The following is a 20,212-nucleotide window of genomic DNA, read 5'->3' on the forward strand; positions in this document are numbered from 1 at the left end:
GCAACTTATATATAATTAATTTAAAGCTCATTATTAGCAATTCTATGTTTTATGAAAAATTGTATTGTACACAAAAATAGAGTAGATCTTTTAAAAAATCTTTTAATTATTTTTTTTTTAATGATAAATGGGTTTTGTTTTAGTCAGGATAATTTAAATGCAAAAGAAGTTATTGAATATAATTACCAGACTAATAAATTTGATAAAGTTTTCCCATTTGATGAACCTTTTTCTATAAAAATTGTGTCTATACCTTCTAGAATTGGATGGATGGCGATGGATTTTTATGAATATGATTCAAAAAACGAGCAATCAAAACTAGTTAAACTTGTGACTACTATTGGTGATGATGTTAAGGCTTTTAAACCTTTAGAATGGGAAAGAGGTACACCTAAAGATACAACAGGACAGATTGTTGTTTTCCCTGGGTTAAAACCAAATAAAGAATATCTTGTTAGAATTAGAACAGGAAAAAAAGTAAAATTAACCAGTTATCAAGAATCGGCTTTAGTTGCCGTATTAAAGAATAATAATGAAATTCAAGATATTATAAATAATACTGTCCGAAAATATCTTGACAAACCATTTGAAATTGCAGATTTATCTAATTTAGGTATTAAACAGGCCGATTTCGAAAATTTAGCAAGGAGAGCTGTTTTAGAAGTTAATAAAAATTACGTATTAGAACCTATTGATCAGGTTCCCCATTTACAGAAATTAGCAGTTTTTATGAATAGTTTTAAGGAAATTGAAGATAAAACTACTGGAATGTTTCAAAATGCGGATTCTAAAAATGGTAATTTTATAAGTGAAGGGAGTAAAGATAAGTATAAAGGATTGATTGAAGAATTTCAAAATAAGCTTAAAGAGATAGATTGGGCAACAGTTCAGGATTTAAATGAATTGAAAGTTATAAAAGATAACATATTTGGACAATTTAGTTCTTTGTCACCGGTGCAAAAAGTACAGCAAAAAGGGGTAGAGGATTTCATTGAAGAAATTTTGCCTCAACGTGACGATTGGTTGAATGTAATTACAAAAAATACGATTGCTGAAAATACAAATGATATAGGAAATCTTAATACTACCTATAGAACGGATTTTGTTAAAAACGCAAAATTATATGTAACACTTGATTTGGGAGTCGCTTATGTAGGTAATATTGACAGGGTATTATCATATTCAGGAGTTAATATTTATTTACGTCCAGTAAATAAAAATATTCCTTTGGAGAGATATAAAGGTTGGGAATGGATTAAAACGAGAACTTCATTTTTGATAGGTGTGACAATGAGTTCTATTGAAAAAGAAAATATGAGAAAAGGATTAATAGGGAACAGTGCTCTTGTTTTGGGGGCAGGATTGAGGCCGGTTCCCTTTATGAAAATTAATGGTGGTTGCATGATTTACTATAAATATTCTAATAATCCATTAATTAGTCAAGACAGGTATAAAACAGCATTTAGTCCTTTTGTATCATTATCTGTTGATCTTGATGCAAAATCATTATTCGGAGGAGTAGGAGAGGCAATTTTTAAATAAATAAATTAATTATGGGAGTAGATGTATCAAAATTAACACCATCGCCATCAGTATTACAGGCAGGTGTAACAAATGTAACGATGAGTTTTTATGGTATAGTTGATGCGGCAGAAGATAATGCTGTCAGCTTAAAATTATATGTAGATCCGTCATTACCGGTTTTTTTTATTGAAAAAGGTAACCAAAAGAAAGTACTAAGCATAAAAAAAACAATAAGTCATTCTGATTTGGCGATTTATACCTGGAATGTAGATATTGAAGTTGTTAACGCATCTCCTGAGCCTGTAGCCTGTAGTTTAAGATTAGAGGCCACTGATTCAAAAGGATATAAATCGAGTACAAATTCTTTTTTTATTTATCATTAATCCAAAATCATAAAATTATGATAAATCAATTTTATAAAGTTCTAAAAGCCATTCTTGTAATAGCAGTTTTTATTTCTTGTGACCGGCAAGATGATGAATTTGCAATAAATAATTCAAATGGATTTTTACCAGAATCTATTATACATTTTAAAAAAATTGATTTAGCAAATGTCGAAGCTGATGGGGTTTCTTATAGTACGGTTTCCATTCAAATAAATCCGGAAGCTAATATTGCAAACGAAAAAGTAGGTTTAAGTACAACTACAGGAAAGTTTGTAAATGGAAGAAAAACAGATACAATTACTGTTAATGCTTATGGAGTTGGTTATTTTACAATTACAAATGAAAAGCCTGAACGAGCTAGAATTACTGCAACTGTTAAATCATTCAGCATTGATACAATTGTAAATTTTCAGCCCGCATTACCTCATGATATATTAATCAGTGCCGATCATTTTGTAATAGAACCGGCTCAAACGATAACAATTAGTGCTAGTTTAATAAGAGATTCTTTTAAAGGAAAGGTTAGTGATCCTATTAAAGTTTTTTATGATGTTACTCCTTTGACATCACAGCCTAATATACTAATATATCCAAATTTTGTAATGAGTTCTCAAGGGGTTTCAAATGCCATAATTAGTAACCCTTTTAACTTAACGGGTGATTTTAAAGTAAATATAAAAACTCTTTCTCCAGCTAAAGATACATTACGAAAATCAATGACATTTAGAATACAATAAACATGAATAAAAGATAAATCTACGTCCATTGATCATTTAGTTACAAAACTATCCAATAAAATCTGATATTTCCTTCCAACAGGAATAATTTCCCCATTAGACATAGTAAGGTTTTTAAACGTAACAGCAGAGATTTTGTTTACGTTTACAATAAAAGAACGATGCACTTGAACAAAATTCGAGCTGTCAATTTCTGAGGCAATGCTCGAGAGCGAACCATAAACAATATGTGGCAAATTAAGCTTCGTACAGTAAAGTTTCATGTAGTTGCCAAGACTTTCGATATAAATAATATCACAAAGCGGCATATCGATTGTTTGTCCGTTTAAGCGATACGAAAGGTTTTTTGTGCTGGTATTATTTTCTTTTTTCAGACTGTTGCCAGAAAAATAGGTTTTAGCTTTTTCAATTGCTTTGGCAAATTTATCGGGTGAAATAGGTTTAAGCAGATAATCGATTGCATCATTTTGGTAAGCCGAAAGCGCAAAATCAGAATAAGCGGTTGTAACAATCGTGAGTGGACGATTAGGCTGGAGCTCCATTAATTCGACACCCGAAATTACAGGCATATTAATGTCCAGAAAAATAATATCATATTGGTTGGCATTAAGTAGTTTTAGGGCTTCCATGCCGCTAAAAGCGCTTCCGGAATGTTCCAGTTCGTCAAACTTTGAAATATGCGAGGCAAGCGCTTTGTGCGCCGGCGATTCGTCGTCGACTATAAGACAGCGGTAGGTAAGTGCCATATACTTAATTTTACAACAAACATATTTTTCTCTTTTTCGCAGCTTAAATTGTGCCTTAAACGGTAAACTTCCAATCGTCTTTTTAAATTTTCAATTCCAATTCTGGTTCCCGAAAGCCGTGATCCGGATTCGAGATAATTGTTCTTAATGGTAAAAGTCAAATTTCGTGATTTTACTTTTAAATCTAATTCAATAAAAGGCATTGGAGTTTCGGCAGAAAATTTAACCGCATTTTCTACCAAAGGTAAAAAGAATAAAGGCGGAATCTCAATTTCATCAAAATCACCTTCAAAATTCTGGGTAATATTTAAACGATCGTTTCTAAAAGAATAATATTCAATATATTTTTTTACGAAAGCAATTTCTTCGGCAACTAAAACATAATCCTTTTTAGTAGCTTCAATTTGATAACGCAGTAAATCTGAAAGATTCAGGATTCTGTCTGGAACTTTATCCGGTTCAGATAATGCTTCTCCATAAAGGTTATTCATGGCATTCAATAAAAAATGCGGATTAAGCTGTTGTTTTAAAAACGAAAGTTCAGATTTGAAATTCATAATATCCTTATCAGCATCCATGATTTTTTTTGTAATCACAACATGAATAAAATAGAAAAACATTCCGTTGATAAGCAGCGATAATATCTGCAGTGTTTTAAAATTTCCGAAACCAACTAAAGGAAAAAACCAATTAATAAAAAAGTAAAAAGAAGTCCAATACGTTAAAAAAAGCAGAAAGAATATTTTGACCTTTTTTTTGAATAATAATCGTTTAATTATAAATAGATTAAAAACAGTAATCCAGAGAATACAAGGAAAATATCCTATTGCAATTTTAGTGATCATGTAACAAAAGTCATGACCAGCTAAACGAAGTTCATCATACACACAGGCAAAAATTACCATAAGTATGAAGGTATGCACGATGAGGTTTCTTAAGAAAAAGTTTTGGTAAATTTTGAGGATTTTCATGAAGGCAAAAATAGTGTAATATTATAGTTCATAGCTATTTGAGGATACTATTTTATACAAACGCCATTCGTATAAATGATACGCCGTTAGTATAAATATTCTATTATAATAGGTAACTCTAAAGTATTTTTGACTTCGAATTTAATTATCCTCCAAAACCAAAAAAGACATGGATTTTATTTTGTCACAGCATTTTTTATTTAAAATGGAATTTAAAAACCGTAGAATTTCCTTAAGTACAAAATCAAATACTGAAAGTTTTTACTTAAATTTAAACACCTCAAATTTAAAAGGCGTTTATGAGCTGAGTCAGTCGGAATTTAAATCCGTCGCTGCCTACGATTATTGCTTTACGCCAGAATTAGAACATCTCATATCTTTTTCAACGAAATTAATCCCACAGTTTAAAAATTAAATAAATAATTATGGTTGTTGAAATTTTTAAAACAAACGTCTGCAAAGAATCAGACAAAAACTATGTCACTGCCGTTATCCAGACTCAGTTTCCGGATTATAAAATCAATTTTGACCTTGAAGACTGCGACAAAATACTGCGTGTAGAAGGCGTAGAATTGCATTGCGATAATATTATCGATTACGTTAATTGTCTCGGTTATACCTGTATTCGTTTAGATTAACATTTTATTAAACAAAACAGGTAGAAATACGTAGCTAAATCTATCAGTTTATAGATAGTTTTGCATAATATTTCATTCTAAAAATCAAAAAAATCAAATGATAAGTTTTATACTTTCGGTTTTCGTTTTTCTTTTAAAACAGTTTTGTTAGATAACTGTACGGTTTCTTGTAAATACTTTTTCCACTAGAGAAGGTTAATTCTATTTGGGCATTATTTTCTACATTTGTGCCTTATGAAAAAAGCTTTCCAACTCTTCGATTTTACCCAAAAGGTCAATTATAAAAATGAAATTTTAGCTGGATTTACTGTCGCTATGACAATGATTCCAGAATCTTTATCGTTTGCTATTTTGGCCGGATTTCCACCTTTGGTTGGCTTATACGCCGCTTTTATTGCCGGATTAGTGACGGCTATTTTTGGTGGAAGACCCGGAATGATTTCGGGCGGAGCGGGAGCAACGGTAATCGTTTTGATTGCTTTAATGAAATCTCACGGAATCGAATATGTATTTGCAGCCGTCGCACTTGGCGGTGTCGTACAAATTTGCATTGGACTTTTCAAGCTCGGGAAATTTATTCGTTTAGTGCCGCAGCCAGTTATGTTTGGTTTCGTAAATGGTTTGGCTGTTGTGATTTTTATGTCGCAGTTAGAACAATTTAAAACTGTAATTAACGGACAGGTTTCCTGGCTTCAGGGAACACCTTTGTATATTATGTTAGGTTTGGTTGCGCTTACGGTTGCGATTGTTTTGATTTTTCCTAAAATCACAAAAACAGTTCCGGCATCTTTGGTTGCTATTATGATTGTTTTTGCTTTGGTAATTGTATTTAATATCGAAACCAAAACGGTTGAAGATATCGCCTCGGTTCAAGGAGGATTTCCTCCATTTCATATTCCGAATATTCCAATTTCTTTTGAAACTTTAAAAATAATATTTCCGTATTCTGTTATTGTAGCAGCCGTTGGTTTAACCGAAGGTTTGCTTACGCTGAATTTAGTTGACGAAATTACCGGAACGCGCGGAAACAGTAATCGTGAATGTATTGCACAAGGAAGTTCGAATATTTTAAATGGTTTTTTTTACGGAATGGGAGGCTGCCCAATGATTGCGCAGACTTTGGTAAATCTTGGTGCAGGTTCGAGAGCAAGGCTTTCGGGGATTATTGCGTCTTTGACGATTTTAATAATCATACTTTTTGGAGCGCCTGTAATTGGAAAATTGCCAATGGCGGCTTTAGTCGGCGTTATGATGATGGTGGCGATTACGACTTTTGAATGGGCAAGTTTCAGGATTATCAACAAAATGCCAAAACATGATATTTTCGTCGGAATTTTGGTTGCCTTAATTACAATTGTATTGCACAATCTGGCTTTAGCAGTTTTAATTGGCGTGATCATTTCAGCTTTGGTTTTTGCCTGGGAAAGTGCTAAAAGAATTCGTGCCAGACATTTTATTGATGAAAACGGAGTCAAACATTACGAAATTTACGGCCCTTTATTCTTCGGTTCTATAACTGCTTTTTTAGAAAAATTTGATGCACAAAATGATCCAAATCATGTAATTATAGATTTTAAAGAAAGCCGTGTTTCAGATATGTCGGCGATTGAAGCTTTGAATAATCTGACCAAAAAATACAATCAGGAAAATAAAACCATAGAATTACAACATTTAAGTCCAGACTGCAGGCAATTACTTAAAAATGCCGATGCCGTTATTAATGTCAATGTAATTGAAGATCCTACGTACAAAGTAGTGTCTTAATAATGGTGAATTGTGAATTATTAATTGTGAATTAATTTATACGTCCCAATTTTCTGTAGAGACGCACTGCAGTACGTCTCACGCAACGTAACCACAATGTTTGATATATGAAACGTAGACGCACTGTTGTGCGCCTCTACAGATATGCATTGTGTAAATCATTATCTAATTATCAAAAATTATCTAAAGATTGTCAGGCTGAGCGAAGTCGAAGCCCACGTGCTAATTGGAACGCCGTTCGACTTCGCTCAGGGTGACACTCGGTTCGTTATATAATAATTATGAAAGATGGCAATTCAAACATTCCAATTTTCTGTAGAGACGCACAGCAGTGCGTCTCACACAACGTAACCACAATATTTGATATACGAAACATAGACGCACTGCTGTGCGCCTCTACCAATATGCGTTATGTTAAACCATTATCTCATTTTCTAATTATTAAATTATCTAATTTGTTTGATTTTCGTAACTTTGCAAAATGAAACTGACAGAAACCTTAGAAGATTTTTACACAATAAAAGTAAACGGAATGCCCGAGAATCTTAAAAAAGAAATCGGACATTTTAATGTTTTTAAATTGGATGATTTTGTTGGAAGTATCTGTAAACCATTTCCCTATACTCAGAAAGACTTTTATAAAATCAGTTTAATCATCGGAAAAAACAAAGTGCATTATGCCGATAAGATTTCGGTTATAGAAGATCAGGCTTTGTTTTTTGCCAATCCGCAAATTCCGTATAATTGGGAACAGGTTGATGAAAATCAAACCGGATTTTTCTGCATTTTTACCGACGCTTTTTTTAGTCAATATGGAAATTTAAAAGAATACCCTTTATTCCAACCGGGCGGAAATCCGATTGTTCCGATTTCTATGGAATTGGCCGAATCTTTAAAAACGGTTTATTTAAGAATGTTTGACGAAATCAATTCTGATTATGCATTTAAATATGATGTGCTCCGAAATTTGGTTTTCGAAATTATTCATCTTGCGCTTAAAACGCAGACTGTAACTACTTCATTATATAGCAAATCAAATGCTACGATTCGAATTTCTTCTTTGTTTCTGGAATTATTAGAACGCCAGTTTCCGATTGAATCGATTACGCAGCAAGTTAATTTTCGCTGGCCTTCTGAATATGCAAGTCAGTTAAATGTACATGTGAATCATTTGAATAAAGCATTAAAAGAAACTACCGGAAAAACAACATCGCAGATAATTTCAGAGAGAATTGTTCAGGAAGCGATGATTCTGCTCAAACAAACCAATTGGAATATTAATGAAATTGCATGGTGTTTAGGGTTCGAAGAATTGTCTCATTTTATCAATTTCTTCAAAAAAAATGTTCAGGTTTCACCTAAAAACTATCGTTTGACCGAAATTGTTTGATTTTTGTAACTTCTTGCTTGATTACTTTAATTTTCCAGAAGTACTTCGCTTATACCTTTGTCCTGTAATTAAAACGTAAAAATTTAAAATCATGGGACATAACAAAGTTTGGTTTATCACAGGTGCTTCAAAAGGACTTGGATTAGAATTAGCTAAAAAATTATTAGCAGAAGGTTTCAAAGTTGCTGCAACATCAAGAAGTCAGGAAGCTTTAGTGAAAGTATTAGGAAATCCATCAGAAAATTTTCTTCCTCTGGAAATGGATTTAGTTAATGAGAAAAGCGTTAAAAATGCAATTGAATTAGCTGTCAGCCATTTTAAAACAATCGATGTTTTAGTAAACAATGCAGGTTATGGTTTATTAGGAACATTAGAAGAATTAACTGATGCAGAATCAAGAAAAAATTACGAAGTAAATGTTTTCGGATTACTGAATGTGATCAGAAATACAATGCCGTATATGCGTGCTGCGAGATCTGGACATATTTTTAATATTTCTTCTGTTGGTGGTTATTACGGAGAATTTCCGGGATGGGGAATTTACTGTTCTACAAAATTTGCCGTTGCTGGTTTAACAGAATCGTTATCTGCAGAAATTAAGCCTTTTGGAGTTCACGCTACTATCGTTTATCCGGGCTATTTTAGAACAGATTTCTTAAAAGACAGTTCTTTATTATTGCCGGAAAATCCAATTGCAGAATACAAAAACGTTAGAGAATCTGAAAGCGCTCACAAAGACGATATCAACGGAAATCAGCCTGGAGATCCTGTAAAATTAGCAGAAGCATTAATTAAAGCAAGTCAGGACCAAAACCCACCGTTACATTTGTTTTTAGGAGAGGATGCCTACAATATGGCAAATCAAAAAATAGCAAGTGTTCAAAGTGAATTGGAACAATGGAAACCAGTTTCTGTTTCAACCGGTTTTTAAAAAAGGTTTTAGCCCAGCATTTTTTGTCGGTGTAAAAGCCCCCAATAATGCAATTCGTTTAGAACATTTTCTAAAGATTTTCCATGCTCTGTAATAGAGTATTCAATAGTTGGCGGGAAAGTATCGTAAACTGTCCTTTTTATCAGTTGATTGCTTTCGAGGCTTTTCAGCTCTTTGGATAAGGTTTTATCAGTTATTCCGGTAACAGCTTTAGATATTTCGTTGAAACGTTTATTTTCTGCCGAAAGAGAAAACAGGATTAGCAATTTCCATCTTCCTTCCAATGCTTCTAAAGCATCTTTGATTGAAAGTGCAGTTTTTGGACATCCGCCTTTAATTAGCATTTTAGTTTATTTTATAATTATACCACTTTCACTTTGGATAGCACTTTCCAAAGTGGAAGTACTGTAAATAAGGAAGTAAATATAAATATTTTTGAGATCTTAATTTATAATTTATCTCAAATGGAAAAACAACCACATTCGAAAACAGTTCTTATTATGCTATGGACATCACAGATTATTTTATCTGTATGTTTTATTTGGGGAGCATCAATGAAATTATTTCTTTCAATAAAAGAATTATCTATGATGTGGCCTTGGGCAGGTGAGGTTCCTGTTGCATTGGTAAAAGGAACGGGAATAATTGATTTATTAGCGGGAATAGGAATTATAGTTCCGTCATTTATTCAAAAATCCAGACTTGTATGGTTAACGGCTATTGGAATAATTGTTCTTATGTTTAGTGCCGGTATTTTTCATATCTGCAGAGGAGAAGCTTCTCAAATAGGTATTAATATTTTTCTTGCTATTTTGGCAGCTTTTGTTGTCTGGGGAAGAAAATAAACAAAAAAGCCTCATAGAAATTCTATGAGGCTTTTTTGTTTTAATTATAATTAATTTTTCAGCATGTTTTTTACTTCAATGAATTTTCCGTCAATTTCGCCAATCTGCAAGCCTAAAATATGGGCGATTAAAGGATAAACAGAAACATTTTGAAATGTTGGGACAATTTTGTCTACTTTAAAAGCTGGGCCTTTGGCATAAAAAATAGCATGCATATCTTTTTCGTCATTATCATAACCATGTGTACCGCCATTTATGTGTGTACTTTCCTTACCAACTAAACTCCATCCTTTATCTGCTTCAATAACAAAATCGTGAACTCGCGGATTTGTTCCATAATGTAATCTCTTCGGAACTTCTGTTGATTTCCAAAACTTGATATGTGGAACTTTTTTTAGAGCGTTTGCAATCGAATCCTGAAAACCCGATTTTGCCTGAAGGCTCATAATTGGATTAATTACATCTTTGTAACCCAGCCATTCCGGTTTTAGATAATCCAGAACAGCTACCTTTTTATCATTGCTGATATCGGCCATTCCGTGATCTGAAACAATAATTAAATTGATTTGTTTTCCGATGGCTAATTGATCTAGTTTTTTAGACAATTCTCCCATAATAGAATCCATTTTGATAACCATTTTTTTGTTTTCAGGAGAAAGCGGACCAAAATTATGTCCTGTATGATCTGGTTCGTCAAAGTATAAAGTTACCAAATGCGGACGTTGTTTCTCTGGGAGCTGTAACCATTTTAAAACGGTATCGATTCTTGCTCCATACGGAATTTTATTATCGTAATTTTTATAATAACTTGGATTTCTTTTGTCAATATCAGATCCCGGCCAAAAGAATGACGCCGCTTTTACACCTTGCTGCTCAGCCACATTCCAAATTGGATTTCCACCATAAAAACGAGAATCATTTTTTGCTTTGCTTGACAATGAAAACGATTCGTTTAGTGATGCATCATAAAAAACATTATTAATAATTCCGTGATGATCGGGATAAAGTCCCGTTACAATCGAATAATGATTAGGGAAAGTTTTACTCGGATAAGAAGGTTTCATTGATTTTGCATGAACGCCTTCTTTTGCGATCTGCTTTAAATTTTGAAGATTAAATTGTTTTTGATAATCCCAGCGAAATCCATCCATAGAGACTAAAACTACATAAGCGTCTTTACTAGATTGGGCTTGTAAAACAAAAGAAAGTAAAAGGAAAATTAAAGATAGAAGTGAGGTAAAATGCTTTTTCATTATTGAATTTTATTGAATTCACAAATTTACCTATAACCGCCTTTAAGAGCAAAAACAGAATGTTAAACAATTATAAATTTAAAAAGAGGTTTGCCACGAATTGCACGAATTTTCACGAATGCTATGTGTGAAAAAGTTTGCCACAGATTAAAAGGATTAAAAAGATTATAATCTGTGAGAATCCTTTTAATCTGTGGCTAAAAAAAAATAATTCGTGAAAATTTGTGTAATTTGTGGCAAACAAAAACAAAAAAAACGCCAGACATTCATCTGGCGTTTTAAGTTTTAAGAAAAGAACGATTACATCATTCCTGGCATACCGCCACCCATTGGCATTCCGCCAGCGCTTTCTTCTTTAATATCAATTAATGCACATTCTGTAGTTAAGATCATTCCAGAAACAGATGCAGCATTTTCAAGAGCCACACGAGTTACTTTTTTAGGATCGATAATTCCAGCTGTAAGCATATCTACATACTCGTCAGTTTTAGCGTTGTATCCAAAATCACCTGAACCTTCAGAAACTTTAGCAACAACAACAGATCCTTCAAGACCTGCATTTTCAACAATAGTTCTTAATGGAGATTCAACTGCACGAGAAACAATCTGGATTCCAGTTGCTTCGTCAGCGTTATCCGCTTTAAGGTCTGCTAATGCAGCTTTTGCTCTTAATAAAGCAACACCACCACCAGCAACAATTCCTTCTTCAACAGCAGCACGAGTTGCGTGTAATGCATCGTCTACTCTGTCTTTTTTCTCTTTCATTTCAACTTCAGAAGCTGCACCTACATAAAGAACTGCAACACCTCCGGCTAATTTAGCCAAACGCTCTTGTAATTTTTCTTTATCATAATCAGATGTTGTAGTTTCCATCTGACCTTTAATTTGGTTTACACGGTTTTTGATGATATCTGCTTCACCAGCACCACTTACGATAGTTGTATTGTCTTTATCGATAGAAACTCTTTTTGCGTTTCCTAACATTTCGATAGTTGTATTTTCAAGTGTATAACCTCTTTCTTCAGAAATTACAGTTCCACCAGTTAAGATTGCGATATCTTCTAACATTGCTTTTCTTCTGTCTCCAAAACCAGGAGCTTTTACAGCAGCAATTTTAAGAGCACCTCTTAATTTGTTTACTACTAAAGTAGAAAGAGCTTCTCCGTCAACATCTTCAGCGATAATCAATAATGGTTTTCCTGATTGTGCAACTGGCTCTAAAACTGGTAAAAGTTCTTTTAAAGAAGATACTTTTTTATCGTATAATAAGATGTATGGAGAGTCTAATTCAACTTCCATTTTCTCTGGGTTTGTTACGAAATAAGGAGAAAGGTATCCTCTGTCAAACTGCATTCCTTCAACAACGTCAACAAAAGTATCCGTTCCTTTAGCTTCTTCAACAGTAATAACTCCTTCTTTTCCAACTTTTGCGAAAGCAGTAGCGATTAATTCACCAATAACTTCGTCATTATTTGCTGAGATAGAAGCAATTTGTTTGATTTTATCAGAATCGCTTCCAACAACTTTAGCTTGTTTTGCAAGGTCAGCAACGATCGCTTCAACCGCTTTATCGATACCGCGTTTCAAGTCCATTGGATTTGCACCTGCAGCAACGTTTTTCAGACCTTCTTTTACGATTGCCTGAGCTAAAACTGTAGCAGTTGTAGTTCCGTCACCCGCTAAATCATTGGTTTTAGAAGCAACTTCTTTAACCATTTGTGCGCCCATATTTTCTAATGGGTCTTTTAATTCGATTTCTTTTGCAACCGAAACACCATCTTTAGTAACTGTTGGTCCACCAAATGATTTTCCAATAATTACATTACGACCTTTTGGTCCAAGCGTTACTTTTACAGCATTTGCTAATGCATCAACACCACGTTTTAATCCGTCACGTGCTTCAATATCAAATTTTATATCTTTTGCCATTTTTTTAATTTTTGTTTAAAGTTTGATTTGTTTCAAGTTACTTTAGTTTTAATTCTTAATACTTACAACCTGATACATATTATTTTTAGATTATCGCTAAGATGTCATCCTCGCGCATGATCAAATAATCAGTTCCTTCTAATTTCAATTCTGTTCCGGCATATTTACCGTACAAAACTGTATCACCAACTTTTACAGTCATAGTATGATCTTTAGATCCGTTTCCAACTGCTACTACAGTACCTTTTTGTGGTTTTTCTTTGGCAGTATCTGGAATAAAAATACCTGAAGCAGTTTTAGTCTCAGCTGCAACAGGTTCAATAAGTACGCGGTCTGAAAGCGGTTTAATGTTTAAAGCCATGATTTTTATATTATATTAAGTTATACGTTTTTTAATGTTCAATAAACTTTCAGAAATTGTGCCATGCTCTGTAAACTGACATTATTTCCTAAAAAAAATGCCAGCTTTGACAGGCTGGCATTTTAATTTATATCAAAATTATTATTTTGCTGCAGGTGCTGCCGGAGCAGGAGTTTGTTGAGCTGGCGCAGCTGGTGTAGACGCAGGCGCTTCTGTTTTATCAATAATTTTAGATCCTGTATCACCTAGAGCTCCAGTAAAACTTAAGCTTGAAAGTAGGATTAAAGCAATCAAAATAGTAGCTAGTGTCCAAGTACTTTTATCTAAAAAGTCAGTTGTTTTTTGTACACCGCCTAACATTTGAGTTCCGCTGATAGTTGAAGATAATCCTCCACCTTTAGGGTTTTGTACCATAATTACTACGATCAATAGAAAGCAAACTATTGTGATTAAAACTAAGAAAATTGAAAATGTGCTCATTGTATTAAATGTTATTGTTATTTTGTTGTAAAATCTTTATATCCGAAATGCGGTCTGCAAAGAAACTAATTTTTTCTGGATATTTCAAAATTAATATTTCATATGCTTGTATGGCCTTTGTATATTTTTTTTGTTCCAAATAAACACGGGCTAAAGTCTCTGTCATTAGGTATGAATTCTCCTCTTCATTAATATTAAAAGAAATAGGAGGAGTAGACATTGTTGGTTTTATTGGAGAAATTTTTGGATTTGTTTCAATAAAACGGTCAATTATTTCTGCCTTTTTCTTCTTTTCTTCCTCAACAGAAACTATTTCAGTCACTTCAGTTGTTTTTTTTTCATCGGTTTCTGCATCTTTTGGAGCATCTGAACTTCTGTCAATAGGTTCTGCTTTAGCTAATTGCAGCCATTCCTGAAAAGAATGTTTTTCACGTACAAAATCTATTGGTTTTCCTATTTCTAAATTCTCCTCTGCTTCTTTTACAGATTCGGGAACTTCAATTTTAGGAATTTCAAATTCTAATAGTTCTGTTTCGACTTTTGGTTCTTCAGCAATTATTGGTTCTTCAAAAGTTACTGTTGATGCTTCTTTAATAGAAACTATTATAGATTCTTCGATTGGATCAACATGAACTTCCTCAATTTCATCGTCTTCGACTACTTCATCAAAGAAAGTTATTTTTGTAACAGGTTTTTCGATAATAGTATCAGCTGTTTTTTCTTCAACTTCTGGTACTTCCTTAAATGTATTTAGTATTTCTTCTTCGCTTGGAGTTAAAATAGTTTGTTCTGTTTCAGTTTCAATTGTTTCTTCTTCTGTTTCGGTTACTTCTTTAAAAGTATCCAATATTTCTTCCTCGCTTGGAGTAAGTACAGATTCATTAACAATTGCTTCAACAGTTATATTTTCAATTTCAGCTGGTTCATTAAAAGAACTTTCAGCTTTTTCTTCTTCAAATGCTGAGATTGGTTCTTCTATAAGTTCCGGCTCAATTGTTTTTTCTTCAACTTCAGTTACTTCTTTAAAAGAGTTGAATATTTCTTCTTCATTAATAATAGCAATTGGTTTCTCTGTAAGTAAATCTTCAGCAGTTTCCTCATCAGTTACCTCTTTAAAAGTGCTGAGTATTTCTTCTTCCGTAGGAATTACAATTGATGGTTCTGCAATATGTTCAATTGTTTGTTCCTGAACTTTTGCAGGTTCTTCAAAAGTATTAGGTTCAATTTCTTCTGTTTGTGCTAAAGGTGATTCTTCAATAATTACTTCAGCTGTTTTTTGTTCAATTTTAGAAGGCTCTTCAAAAACAACAGTTGTCGCTTCTTTAATTGATTTTAGAATAGATTGTTCAATTGGGTCAATTCGGATTTCTGGGATTTTTACAACAGGTTCAAAAGTAACAACTTCGCTGTCAAAAACTTTTATCTCTAAAAGTTCTTTTAGTTTTTGATCGTAAAAATCATTCTGAATAGAAGTAAAAGTTTCAGCAGTTATAAAATCAAACAATACCGAACGATCTGCCGTATGTGCCGCCGTTACTTTTAATGCATAATTATACTTAAAACTGTTTTGTTTGTAAAGTCCTTTTAATCGAAGCGCTCTGGCACTTTGAAAATATGGAAATTCATTCAAAACACTTCCTAATGCTTCTGCCTGATTTTCTGTAATAGCATCAGGTTTGTTCATTAAGTATGTATAATCAGTAACGTTCATTTTTTATTGTTTAATCGTTTTTTTGTGTTTATTCGTTTAACCGTTTATTTGTTTAATTGCTTTAAAATCGATTAACCGATTCAACAAATAAACATTTTTACCATTTTGCCAGTGATTCATTAAAGATATCCTGTGTGATTCTTTCGTAAATCGTTTTAATGGCTGTATTTAAAGTAGATCCGGTTGGAAGATCTCTTCCTTCAAAATCATAGTAAAATTCAAAAGGTTTCTCAAAATCGTCTGTTTCTTTCTTTTTATTGGTAAACCTTACATTAATACGTATAGTTAAACGGTTTTGTGCCGCTTGCTGATCAGCTGTTGCTGTCATTGGTGTAATTCTGTAATCTACAATTTCTCCTTCATATATCAAATCCCCGCCATTGCTAACCAAGTTTAAATTCGTTTGATTTTGAATTAAATCCTGTAATGTCAGCGTAAAATCTCTGTCAATTCCTGGTTCTATTAAATCAGCATTATTATGGAAAAAGTTAACCTGAAATGTTTTAGCGTCGATTTGCCCTGTTGAACCAGTAAAATTGTAAAACCCGCAACCGCTAAAAGTTGTCGCAATTAAAAGAATTAGAAGATATTTTAAGTGTTTCATTTTATTTTATAAGATTACTTCGCCAGTTTGCTAACGTTTGGGTCAAAGATATTCAATTCGTTTAAAACATTTTTGAGTTTTAACTTCTTTGCAGGAAATTACAAGTCGAATTGTTTAATTTTTCGGTACAAAGTTCTTTCAGAAATACCTAATTCATCTGCAGCTGCTTTTCGTTTTCCTTTGTTTTTTTCTAATGATTTTTTGATCATTTCGATTTCTTTTTGTTCCAAACGCAGAATTTCTTCTTCCTCAATAGTTTCTGCAAATAAATAATTATCATCAGGAATCTGCTGATAGTTTTCTTCGCGGGTGTTTGGAGTCATAACTGCTGTTCTTGGTTCTTCTTCAAAATCAATTTCGCTGTCATTTTCCTGCGATCCGTATATCTTCTGAATCAAATTCGGATTAATATCCTGCATTTTTGAAGTGCCGTTTTTCATCAATTCCAAAGTCAGCTTTTTCAGATCGTTTAAGTCGCTTCTCATATCAAAAAGCACTTTGTACAGAATATCTCTTTCAGTACTAAAATCGCTGTCTTTTTTCGTGTCGTTTATTACAGATGGTAAATTGCTTCCTTCTGACGGAAGATAAGAGGATAAAGTTGAAGCCGAAATATCGCGATTGGTTTCTAAAACCGAAATCTGTTCAGCGACATTTCGAAGCTGACGAATGTTTCCGTTCCATCTAAATTTTTGAAGTACGTTTACCGCATCATCATCTAGTTTTAACGGAGGCATTTTGTATTTATGGGCAAAATCGGCTACAAATTTTCTGAACAATAAATGAATATCGTCATTTCGCTCACGCAAAGGAGGTAATGTAATTTCGACTGTTGTTAAACGATAGTATAAATCCTCACGAAATTTTCCTTTTTCGATTGCATTAAACAAGTTTACGTTTGTTGCAGCAACAATACGAACATTGGTTTTTTGAACCTGTGAGGAACCTACTTTTATAAATTCACCATTTTCAAGAACACGCAGTAGTCTCACCTGAGTTGTTAATGGCAATTCACCCACTTCATCAAGAAAGATAGTTCCGCCGTCAGCAACTTCAAAATAACCTTCACGTGTACTTGTAGCACCTGTAAAAGCTCCTTTTTCGTGTCCAAAAAGTTCACTGTCAATAGTTCCCTCCGGAATCGCTCCACAGTTTACGGCAATATATTTACCATGCTTTCTGTGTGAAAGCGAATGTATAATTCTAGGAATGTTTTCTTTACCAACACCACTTTCCCCAGTTACCATAACCGAAATATCAGTTGGAGCAACCTGAATGGCTTTTTCTATGGCACGATTTAATTTTGGATCATTACCAATAATCTCAAATCGTTGTTTTATTGCTTGAACTGTTTCCATGTATATTTTGTTTCAAGTTTTTATTTGTTTCAGGTTTCAGGTTTTACCCTTTTGCCTTTAACGTTTAAACTCCGGCTTATAATTTTTTCTTTTGCCACGAATTTCACGAATTTTCACAAATTTTTTGAAATCGGGTTAGTGAATAACTCTTTTATGTTGTAATGACTTTTTATTAAAGTTAATAATAATTCCTAAATCACTATCTGCCAGTTTTAAATAATTAATTGTTTGAGCTGTATGTTCATCAATAATTTCTTTAGATGCTTTGACCTCTAAAATAATTTCATCATAAACAACAAAATCAGCATAGAATTTATGTGCTAAGACAATGTCTTTATATTGAATGCTGTATTCCTTTTCGCGTTCAAACGGAATATTGTGCTTTCTAAACTCATATTCTAAAGCATCTTTATAAACAATTTCAAGAAGTCCTCCACCAAGGATTCTGTGAATTTCCATACAAATGCCTACAATTTTAAAATATTCTTCTTTTCTGTATAATTCCATAATTTACTTTTTCAAGCAAATTTATTGAATAACAAAATAAATGAAAGAAAATTCGTGTAAATTTGTGTAATTCGTGGCAAACTAACTTAATTCATTTCACTCAAACCAACAGCTTCACCTTTTAAAGTTCCGCTGGTGCAGCTTGTGATTTTTACGTTTACGAAATCACCAATTTTATAATTCTCTTTTGGGAAAACAACTGTAATACTTTGAGAATTTCTTCCGGAGAATTCGTCTTTTGATTTTTTAGAAACTTTTTCTACTAAAACTTCAACTGTTTTTCCAACAAATTCTTCACTTCTAAACCAAGCGTGTTTTTGCTGTAAATCAACAATTTCCTGTAATCTCCTGGCTTTTGTTTCTTCTTCAACATCATCTTTCATTTTTCGTCCGGCCAAAGTTCCCGGGCGTTCAGAATACGAATACATATAACCGAAATTATATTTCACATATTCCATCAAACTCATCGTATCTTGGTGATCTTGCTCCGTTTCGGTTGGGAAACCAGCAATCATATCCTGCGAAATCGAAGCATCTGGAACAATTGCTCTAATTTTATCAATCAAAGCCATATATTCTTCACGAGAGTGCAAACGATTCATTTCTTTTAAAATTCGGTTACTTCCAGATTGAACAGGTAAGTGAATGTGTTTACAGATATTTGGATATTTTGCAATAACATGCAGAATGCTTTCGTGCATATCCTGCGGATTTGAAGTCGAAAATCTGATACGCATTTTAGGGAATCCAACAGCAACCATTTCCAACAATTGATCAAAATCAACCGCAGTCGCTTTTTGCATATCTGAAGCGTTTACGAAATCTTTTTTCAAACCGCCGCCGTACCAAAGGTAACTGTCAACGTTTTGACCTAAAAGTGTAATTTCCTTAAAACCTTTGTTCCATAAATCCTGAATTTCGGTCATAATACTTTGAGGTTCACGACTACGCTCACGTCCGCGTGTAAAAGGCACAACGCAAAACGTACACATGTTATCGCAGCCACGAGTGATTGAAACCAAAGCAGTAATTCCGTTACTCATTAAGCGAACTGGCGAAATATCTCCGTAAGTTTCTTCTTTTGATAAAATAACATTGATAGCGTCGCGGCCTTCTTCAACCTCTGCTAATAAATTCGGAAGATCTTTGTAAGCATCAGGGCCAACAACAAGATCCACTATTTTTTCTTCTTCCAAAAACTGACTTTTCAAACGCTCTGCCATACAGCCCAAAACCCCTACTTTCATTTTAGGGTTCGTACGTTTTACCGCATTGTATTTTTCAAGACGCTTACGAATCGTTTGTTCTGCTTTATCACGAATTGAACACGTGTTAACCAAAACCAAATCAGCTTCTTCTAAAACCGAAGTTGTATTATATCCGCCTTCAGATAAAATGGAAGCTACGACTTCACTGTCCGAAAAATTCATCGCACAACCGTAACTTTCTATAAATAGTTTTTTAGTATTCTCAGGTTTATTTTCTAAAACAAGACTTTCGCCTTGTTTACTTTCTTCAATAATCTTTTCCATTGTAAAATTTCAAAGTGCAAAGATAGCGTAAATACAGTCAATATGACAAGATGGCAGAGGAGAAATTTTAGATTTTAGATTTTAGATTGCAGATTTATAGAAAGAAAATCGATTTGTGAGAAATCTTAAATCTTAAATCTAAAATCTAAAATATTTAAATAGCCACAGATTAAAAAGATTAAAATGATTCTCAAAGCTTTGCGGACTTTGCACTGAATTTTCAGCTCAGAAAAAAGCCTTGCGAACTTTGCGTAAAAACCTTGCGAACTTTGCGGTTAAAATTTAGATTTAGGAAGAAGATTTTAGATTGATATAAACAAAATCGATTTATGGAGTAATCTAAAATCTACATTCTAAAATCTAAAATATTTAAATAGCACTGAATTTTCAGTTTACATTAAATCTTTGCGAACTTTGCGTAAACCTTTGTGAACTTTGCGGTTAAATTTTTAGTTTTAGCACTTAGATTTTATATTAATAGAAATGAATTAAGATTCATGAGAAAGCTAAAATCTAAAATCAACAATCTAAAATAAAAGAATTTG

General features: G+C 33.2%; 20 protein-coding genes. 8 read left to right on the top strand and 12 right to left on the bottom strand.

Translation table 11 applies throughout. From position 1 onward, the window contains the following. Positions 1–51 precede the first annotated feature (51 nt). Genes FLAPXU55_RS18195 through FLAPXU55_RS18205 form a run of 3 tightly spaced genes read left to right on the top strand, consistent with a single transcriptional unit; the run spans position 52 to position 2,647 of the window. Complete coding sequence (locus tag FLAPXU55_RS18195) at positions 52–1,542, top strand: hypothetical protein (RefSeq protein WP_180859985.1); 1,491 nt, start codon at positions 52–54, stop codon at positions 1,540–1,542. 11 nt (positions 1,543–1,553) lie between these two features. Then, positions 1,554–1,907, top strand: coding sequence for a hypothetical protein (locus FLAPXU55_RS18200; protein ID WP_180859988.1), 354 nt, complete (start codon positions 1,554–1,556; stop codon positions 1,905–1,907). Between the two features lie 17 nt (positions 1,908–1,924). Continuing rightward, positions 1,925–2,647 carry a hypothetical protein gene (locus FLAPXU55_RS18205; protein ID WP_180859991.1) on the top strand — a complete coding sequence of 241 codons (723 nt, stop codon included), beginning with the start codon at positions 1,925–1,927 and terminating at the stop codon, positions 2,645–2,647. A 32-nt stretch (positions 2,648–2,679) separates the two neighbouring features. Here FLAPXU55_RS18205 and FLAPXU55_RS18210 read toward each other — a convergent pair whose 3' ends face one another. Both FLAPXU55_RS18210 and FLAPXU55_RS18215 read right to left on the bottom strand, forming a co-directional pair. Further along, a complete protein-coding gene (locus FLAPXU55_RS18210; protein WP_180859994.1) occupies positions 2,680–3,393 on the bottom strand; it encodes a LytR/AlgR family response regulator transcription factor in 714 nt (237 codons plus the stop codon). Then, entirely contained in the window at positions 3,366–4,298 is a 933-nt protein-coding gene (locus tag FLAPXU55_RS18215) for a sensor histidine kinase (RefSeq protein WP_235992098.1), read from the bottom strand. Before FLAPXU55_RS18215 ends, FLAPXU55_RS18210 begins: the two co-directional genes overlap by 28 nt. A 491-nt stretch (positions 4,299–4,789) precedes the next feature. Here FLAPXU55_RS18215 and FLAPXU55_RS18220 point away from each other — a divergent pair, with 491 nt between their 5' ends. The 4 genes from FLAPXU55_RS18220 to FLAPXU55_RS18235 all read left to right on the top strand — a co-directional run bounded on the left by FLAPXU55_RS18220 (position 4,790) and on the right by FLAPXU55_RS18235 (position 9,087). Then, positions 4,790–5,002, top strand: coding sequence for a hypothetical protein (locus tag FLAPXU55_RS18220; RefSeq protein WP_053472125.1), 213 nt, complete (start codon positions 4,790–4,792; stop codon positions 5,000–5,002). 234 nt (positions 5,003–5,236) lie between these two features. Next, positions 5,237–6,766: a SulP family inorganic anion transporter gene (locus FLAPXU55_RS18225; protein WP_180859997.1), complete on the top strand. Its 1,530-nt coding sequence runs from the start codon at positions 5,237–5,239 to the stop codon at positions 6,764–6,766. Between the two features lie 481 nt (positions 6,767–7,247). Further along, the gene (locus FLAPXU55_RS18230; RefSeq protein ID WP_180860000.1) at positions 7,248–8,156 is read left to right on the top strand and encodes a helix-turn-helix domain-containing protein; all 909 of its coding nucleotides are present in this window, start codon (positions 7,248–7,250) and stop codon (positions 8,154–8,156) included. Between the two features lie 91 nt (positions 8,157–8,247). Continuing rightward, the gene (locus tag FLAPXU55_RS18235; protein WP_180860003.1) at positions 8,248–9,087 is read left to right on the top strand and encodes an oxidoreductase; all 840 of its coding nucleotides are present in this window, start codon (positions 8,248–8,250) and stop codon (positions 9,085–9,087) included. Positions 9,088–9,095: 8 nt separating this feature from the next. On the opposite strand, the gene FLAPXU55_RS18240 is transcribed toward FLAPXU55_RS18235, so the two are convergent. Further along, positions 9,096–9,431, bottom strand: coding sequence for a winged helix-turn-helix transcriptional regulator (locus FLAPXU55_RS18240; protein ID WP_053470640.1), 336 nt, complete (start codon positions 9,429–9,431; stop codon positions 9,096–9,098). A 120-nt stretch (positions 9,432–9,551) separates the two neighbouring features. Here FLAPXU55_RS18240 and FLAPXU55_RS18245 point away from each other — a divergent pair, with 120 nt between their 5' ends. Beyond that, the gene (locus tag FLAPXU55_RS18245; protein ID WP_180860006.1) at positions 9,552–9,932 is read left to right on the top strand and encodes a DoxX family protein; all 381 of its coding nucleotides are present in this window, start codon (positions 9,552–9,554) and stop codon (positions 9,930–9,932) included. 50 nt (positions 9,933–9,982) lie between these two features. Here the strand turns inward: FLAPXU55_RS18245 and FLAPXU55_RS18250 are convergent, their stop codons facing one another. The 9 genes from FLAPXU55_RS18250 to miaB all read right to left on the bottom strand — a co-directional run bounded on the left by FLAPXU55_RS18250 (position 9,983) and on the right by miaB (position 19,667). Beyond that, entirely contained in the window at positions 9,983–11,185 is a 1,203-nt protein-coding gene (locus FLAPXU55_RS18250; protein ID WP_053470638.1) for an alkaline phosphatase family protein, read from the bottom strand. A 300-nt stretch (positions 11,186–11,485) separates the two neighbouring features. Beyond that, positions 11,486–13,114, bottom strand: coding sequence for a chaperonin GroEL (groL, locus tag FLAPXU55_RS18255; protein ID WP_053470637.1), 1,629 nt, complete (start codon positions 13,112–13,114; stop codon positions 11,486–11,488). A gap of 85 nt (positions 13,115–13,199) precedes the next feature. Next, positions 13,200–13,475 carry a co-chaperone GroES gene (locus tag FLAPXU55_RS18260; protein WP_012023920.1) on the bottom strand — a complete coding sequence of 92 codons (276 nt, stop codon included), beginning with the start codon at positions 13,473–13,475 and terminating at the stop codon, positions 13,200–13,202. 141 nt (positions 13,476–13,616) lie between these two features. Then, on the bottom strand, positions 13,617–13,955 hold the full coding sequence (gene secG, locus FLAPXU55_RS18265) for a preprotein translocase subunit SecG (protein ID WP_073488821.1): 339 nt from the start codon (positions 13,953–13,955) through the stop codon (positions 13,617–13,619). Positions 13,956–13,959: 4 nt separating this feature from the next. Next, positions 13,960–15,666, bottom strand: a complete 1,707-nt coding sequence (locus FLAPXU55_RS18270) for a tetratricopeptide repeat protein (protein ID WP_180860009.1) — start codon at positions 15,664–15,666, stop codon at positions 13,960–13,962. 97 nt (positions 15,667–15,763) lie between these two features. After that, positions 15,764–16,270 (bottom strand): LptE family protein, encoded by a 507-nt coding sequence (locus tag FLAPXU55_RS18275; protein ID WP_180860013.1) that lies wholly within the window; start codon positions 16,268–16,270, stop codon positions 15,764–15,766. Between the two features lie 98 nt (positions 16,271–16,368). Beyond that, positions 16,369–17,628, bottom strand: a complete 1,260-nt coding sequence (locus FLAPXU55_RS18280) for a sigma-54 interaction domain-containing protein (protein WP_073488816.1) — start codon at positions 17,626–17,628, stop codon at positions 16,369–16,371. A gap of 135 nt (positions 17,629–17,763) precedes the next feature. Then, positions 17,764–18,135, bottom strand: coding sequence for a GxxExxY protein (locus FLAPXU55_RS18285; protein ID WP_180860016.1), 372 nt, complete (start codon positions 18,133–18,135; stop codon positions 17,764–17,766). Positions 18,136–18,221: 86 nt separating this feature from the next. Next, entirely contained in the window at positions 18,222–19,667 is a 1,446-nt protein-coding gene (gene miaB, locus FLAPXU55_RS18290; protein ID WP_053470631.1) for a tRNA (N6-isopentenyl adenosine(37)-C2)-methylthiotransferase MiaB, read from the bottom strand. Positions 19,668–20,212 lie beyond the last annotated feature (545 nt).

The organism is Flavobacterium panici (genome assembly GCF_903819335.1).
Lineage (GTDB): Bacteria > Bacteroidota > Bacteroidia > Flavobacteriales > Flavobacteriaceae > Flavobacterium > Flavobacterium panici.

What these genes read in the sequence shown, in the direction of transcription:
- FLAPXU55_RS18195 (WP_180859985.1), top strand. Translation starts at nt 52, where the DNA reads ATGAAAAATTGTATTGTACACAAAAATAGAGTAGATCTTTTAAAAAAT.
- FLAPXU55_RS18200 (WP_180859988.1), top strand. Translation starts at nt 1,554, where the DNA reads ATGGGAGTAGATGTATCAAAATTAACACCATCGCCATCAGTATTACAG.
- FLAPXU55_RS18205 (WP_180859991.1), top strand. Translation starts at nt 1,925, where the DNA reads ATGATAAATCAATTTTATAAAGTTCTAAAAGCCATTCTTGTAATAGCA.
- FLAPXU55_RS18210 (WP_180859994.1), bottom strand. Translation starts at nt 3,393, where the DNA reads ATGGCACTTACCTACCGCTGTCTTATAGTCGACGACGAATCGCCGGCG.
- FLAPXU55_RS18215 (WP_235992098.1), bottom strand. Translation starts at nt 4,298, where the DNA reads ATGGTAATTTTTGCCTGTGTGTATGATGAACTTCGTTTAGCTGGTCAT.
- FLAPXU55_RS18220 (WP_053472125.1), top strand. Translation starts at nt 4,790, where the DNA reads ATGGTTGTTGAAATTTTTAAAACAAACGTCTGCAAAGAATCAGACAAA.
- FLAPXU55_RS18225 (WP_180859997.1), top strand. Translation starts at nt 5,237, where the DNA reads ATGAAAAAAGCTTTCCAACTCTTCGATTTTACCCAAAAGGTCAATTAT.
- FLAPXU55_RS18230 (WP_180860000.1), top strand. Translation starts at nt 7,248, where the DNA reads ATGAAACTGACAGAAACCTTAGAAGATTTTTACACAATAAAAGTAAAC.
- FLAPXU55_RS18235 (WP_180860003.1), top strand. Translation starts at nt 8,248, where the DNA reads ATGGGACATAACAAAGTTTGGTTTATCACAGGTGCTTCAAAAGGACTT.
- FLAPXU55_RS18240 (WP_053470640.1), bottom strand. Translation starts at nt 9,431, where the DNA reads ATGCTAATTAAAGGCGGATGTCCAAAAACTGCACTTTCAATCAAAGAT.
- FLAPXU55_RS18245 (WP_180860006.1), top strand. Translation starts at nt 9,552, where the DNA reads ATGGAAAAACAACCACATTCGAAAACAGTTCTTATTATGCTATGGACA.
- FLAPXU55_RS18250 (WP_053470638.1), bottom strand. Translation starts at nt 11,185, where the DNA reads ATGAAAAAGCATTTTACCTCACTTCTATCTTTAATTTTCCTTTTACTT.
- groL (WP_053470637.1), bottom strand. Translation starts at nt 13,114, where the DNA reads ATGGCAAAAGATATAAAATTTGATATTGAAGCACGTGACGGATTAAAA.
- FLAPXU55_RS18260 (WP_012023920.1), bottom strand. Translation starts at nt 13,475, where the DNA reads ATGGCTTTAAACATTAAACCGCTTTCAGACCGCGTACTTATTGAACCT.
- secG (WP_073488821.1), bottom strand. Translation starts at nt 13,955, where the DNA reads ATGAGCACATTTTCAATTTTCTTAGTTTTAATCACAATAGTTTGCTTT.
- FLAPXU55_RS18270 (WP_180860009.1), bottom strand. Translation starts at nt 15,666, where the DNA reads ATGAACGTTACTGATTATACATACTTAATGAACAAACCTGATGCTATT.
- FLAPXU55_RS18275 (WP_180860013.1), bottom strand. Translation starts at nt 16,270, where the DNA reads ATGAAACACTTAAAATATCTTCTAATTCTTTTAATTGCGACAACTTTT.
- FLAPXU55_RS18280 (WP_073488816.1), bottom strand. Translation starts at nt 17,628, where the DNA reads ATGGAAACAGTTCAAGCAATAAAACAACGATTTGAGATTATTGGTAAT.
- FLAPXU55_RS18285 (WP_180860016.1), bottom strand. Translation starts at nt 18,135, where the DNA reads ATGGAATTATACAGAAAAGAAGAATATTTTAAAATTGTAGGCATTTGT.
- miaB (WP_053470631.1), bottom strand. Translation starts at nt 19,667, where the DNA reads ATGGAAAAGATTATTGAAGAAAGTAAACAAGGCGAAAGTCTTGTTTTA.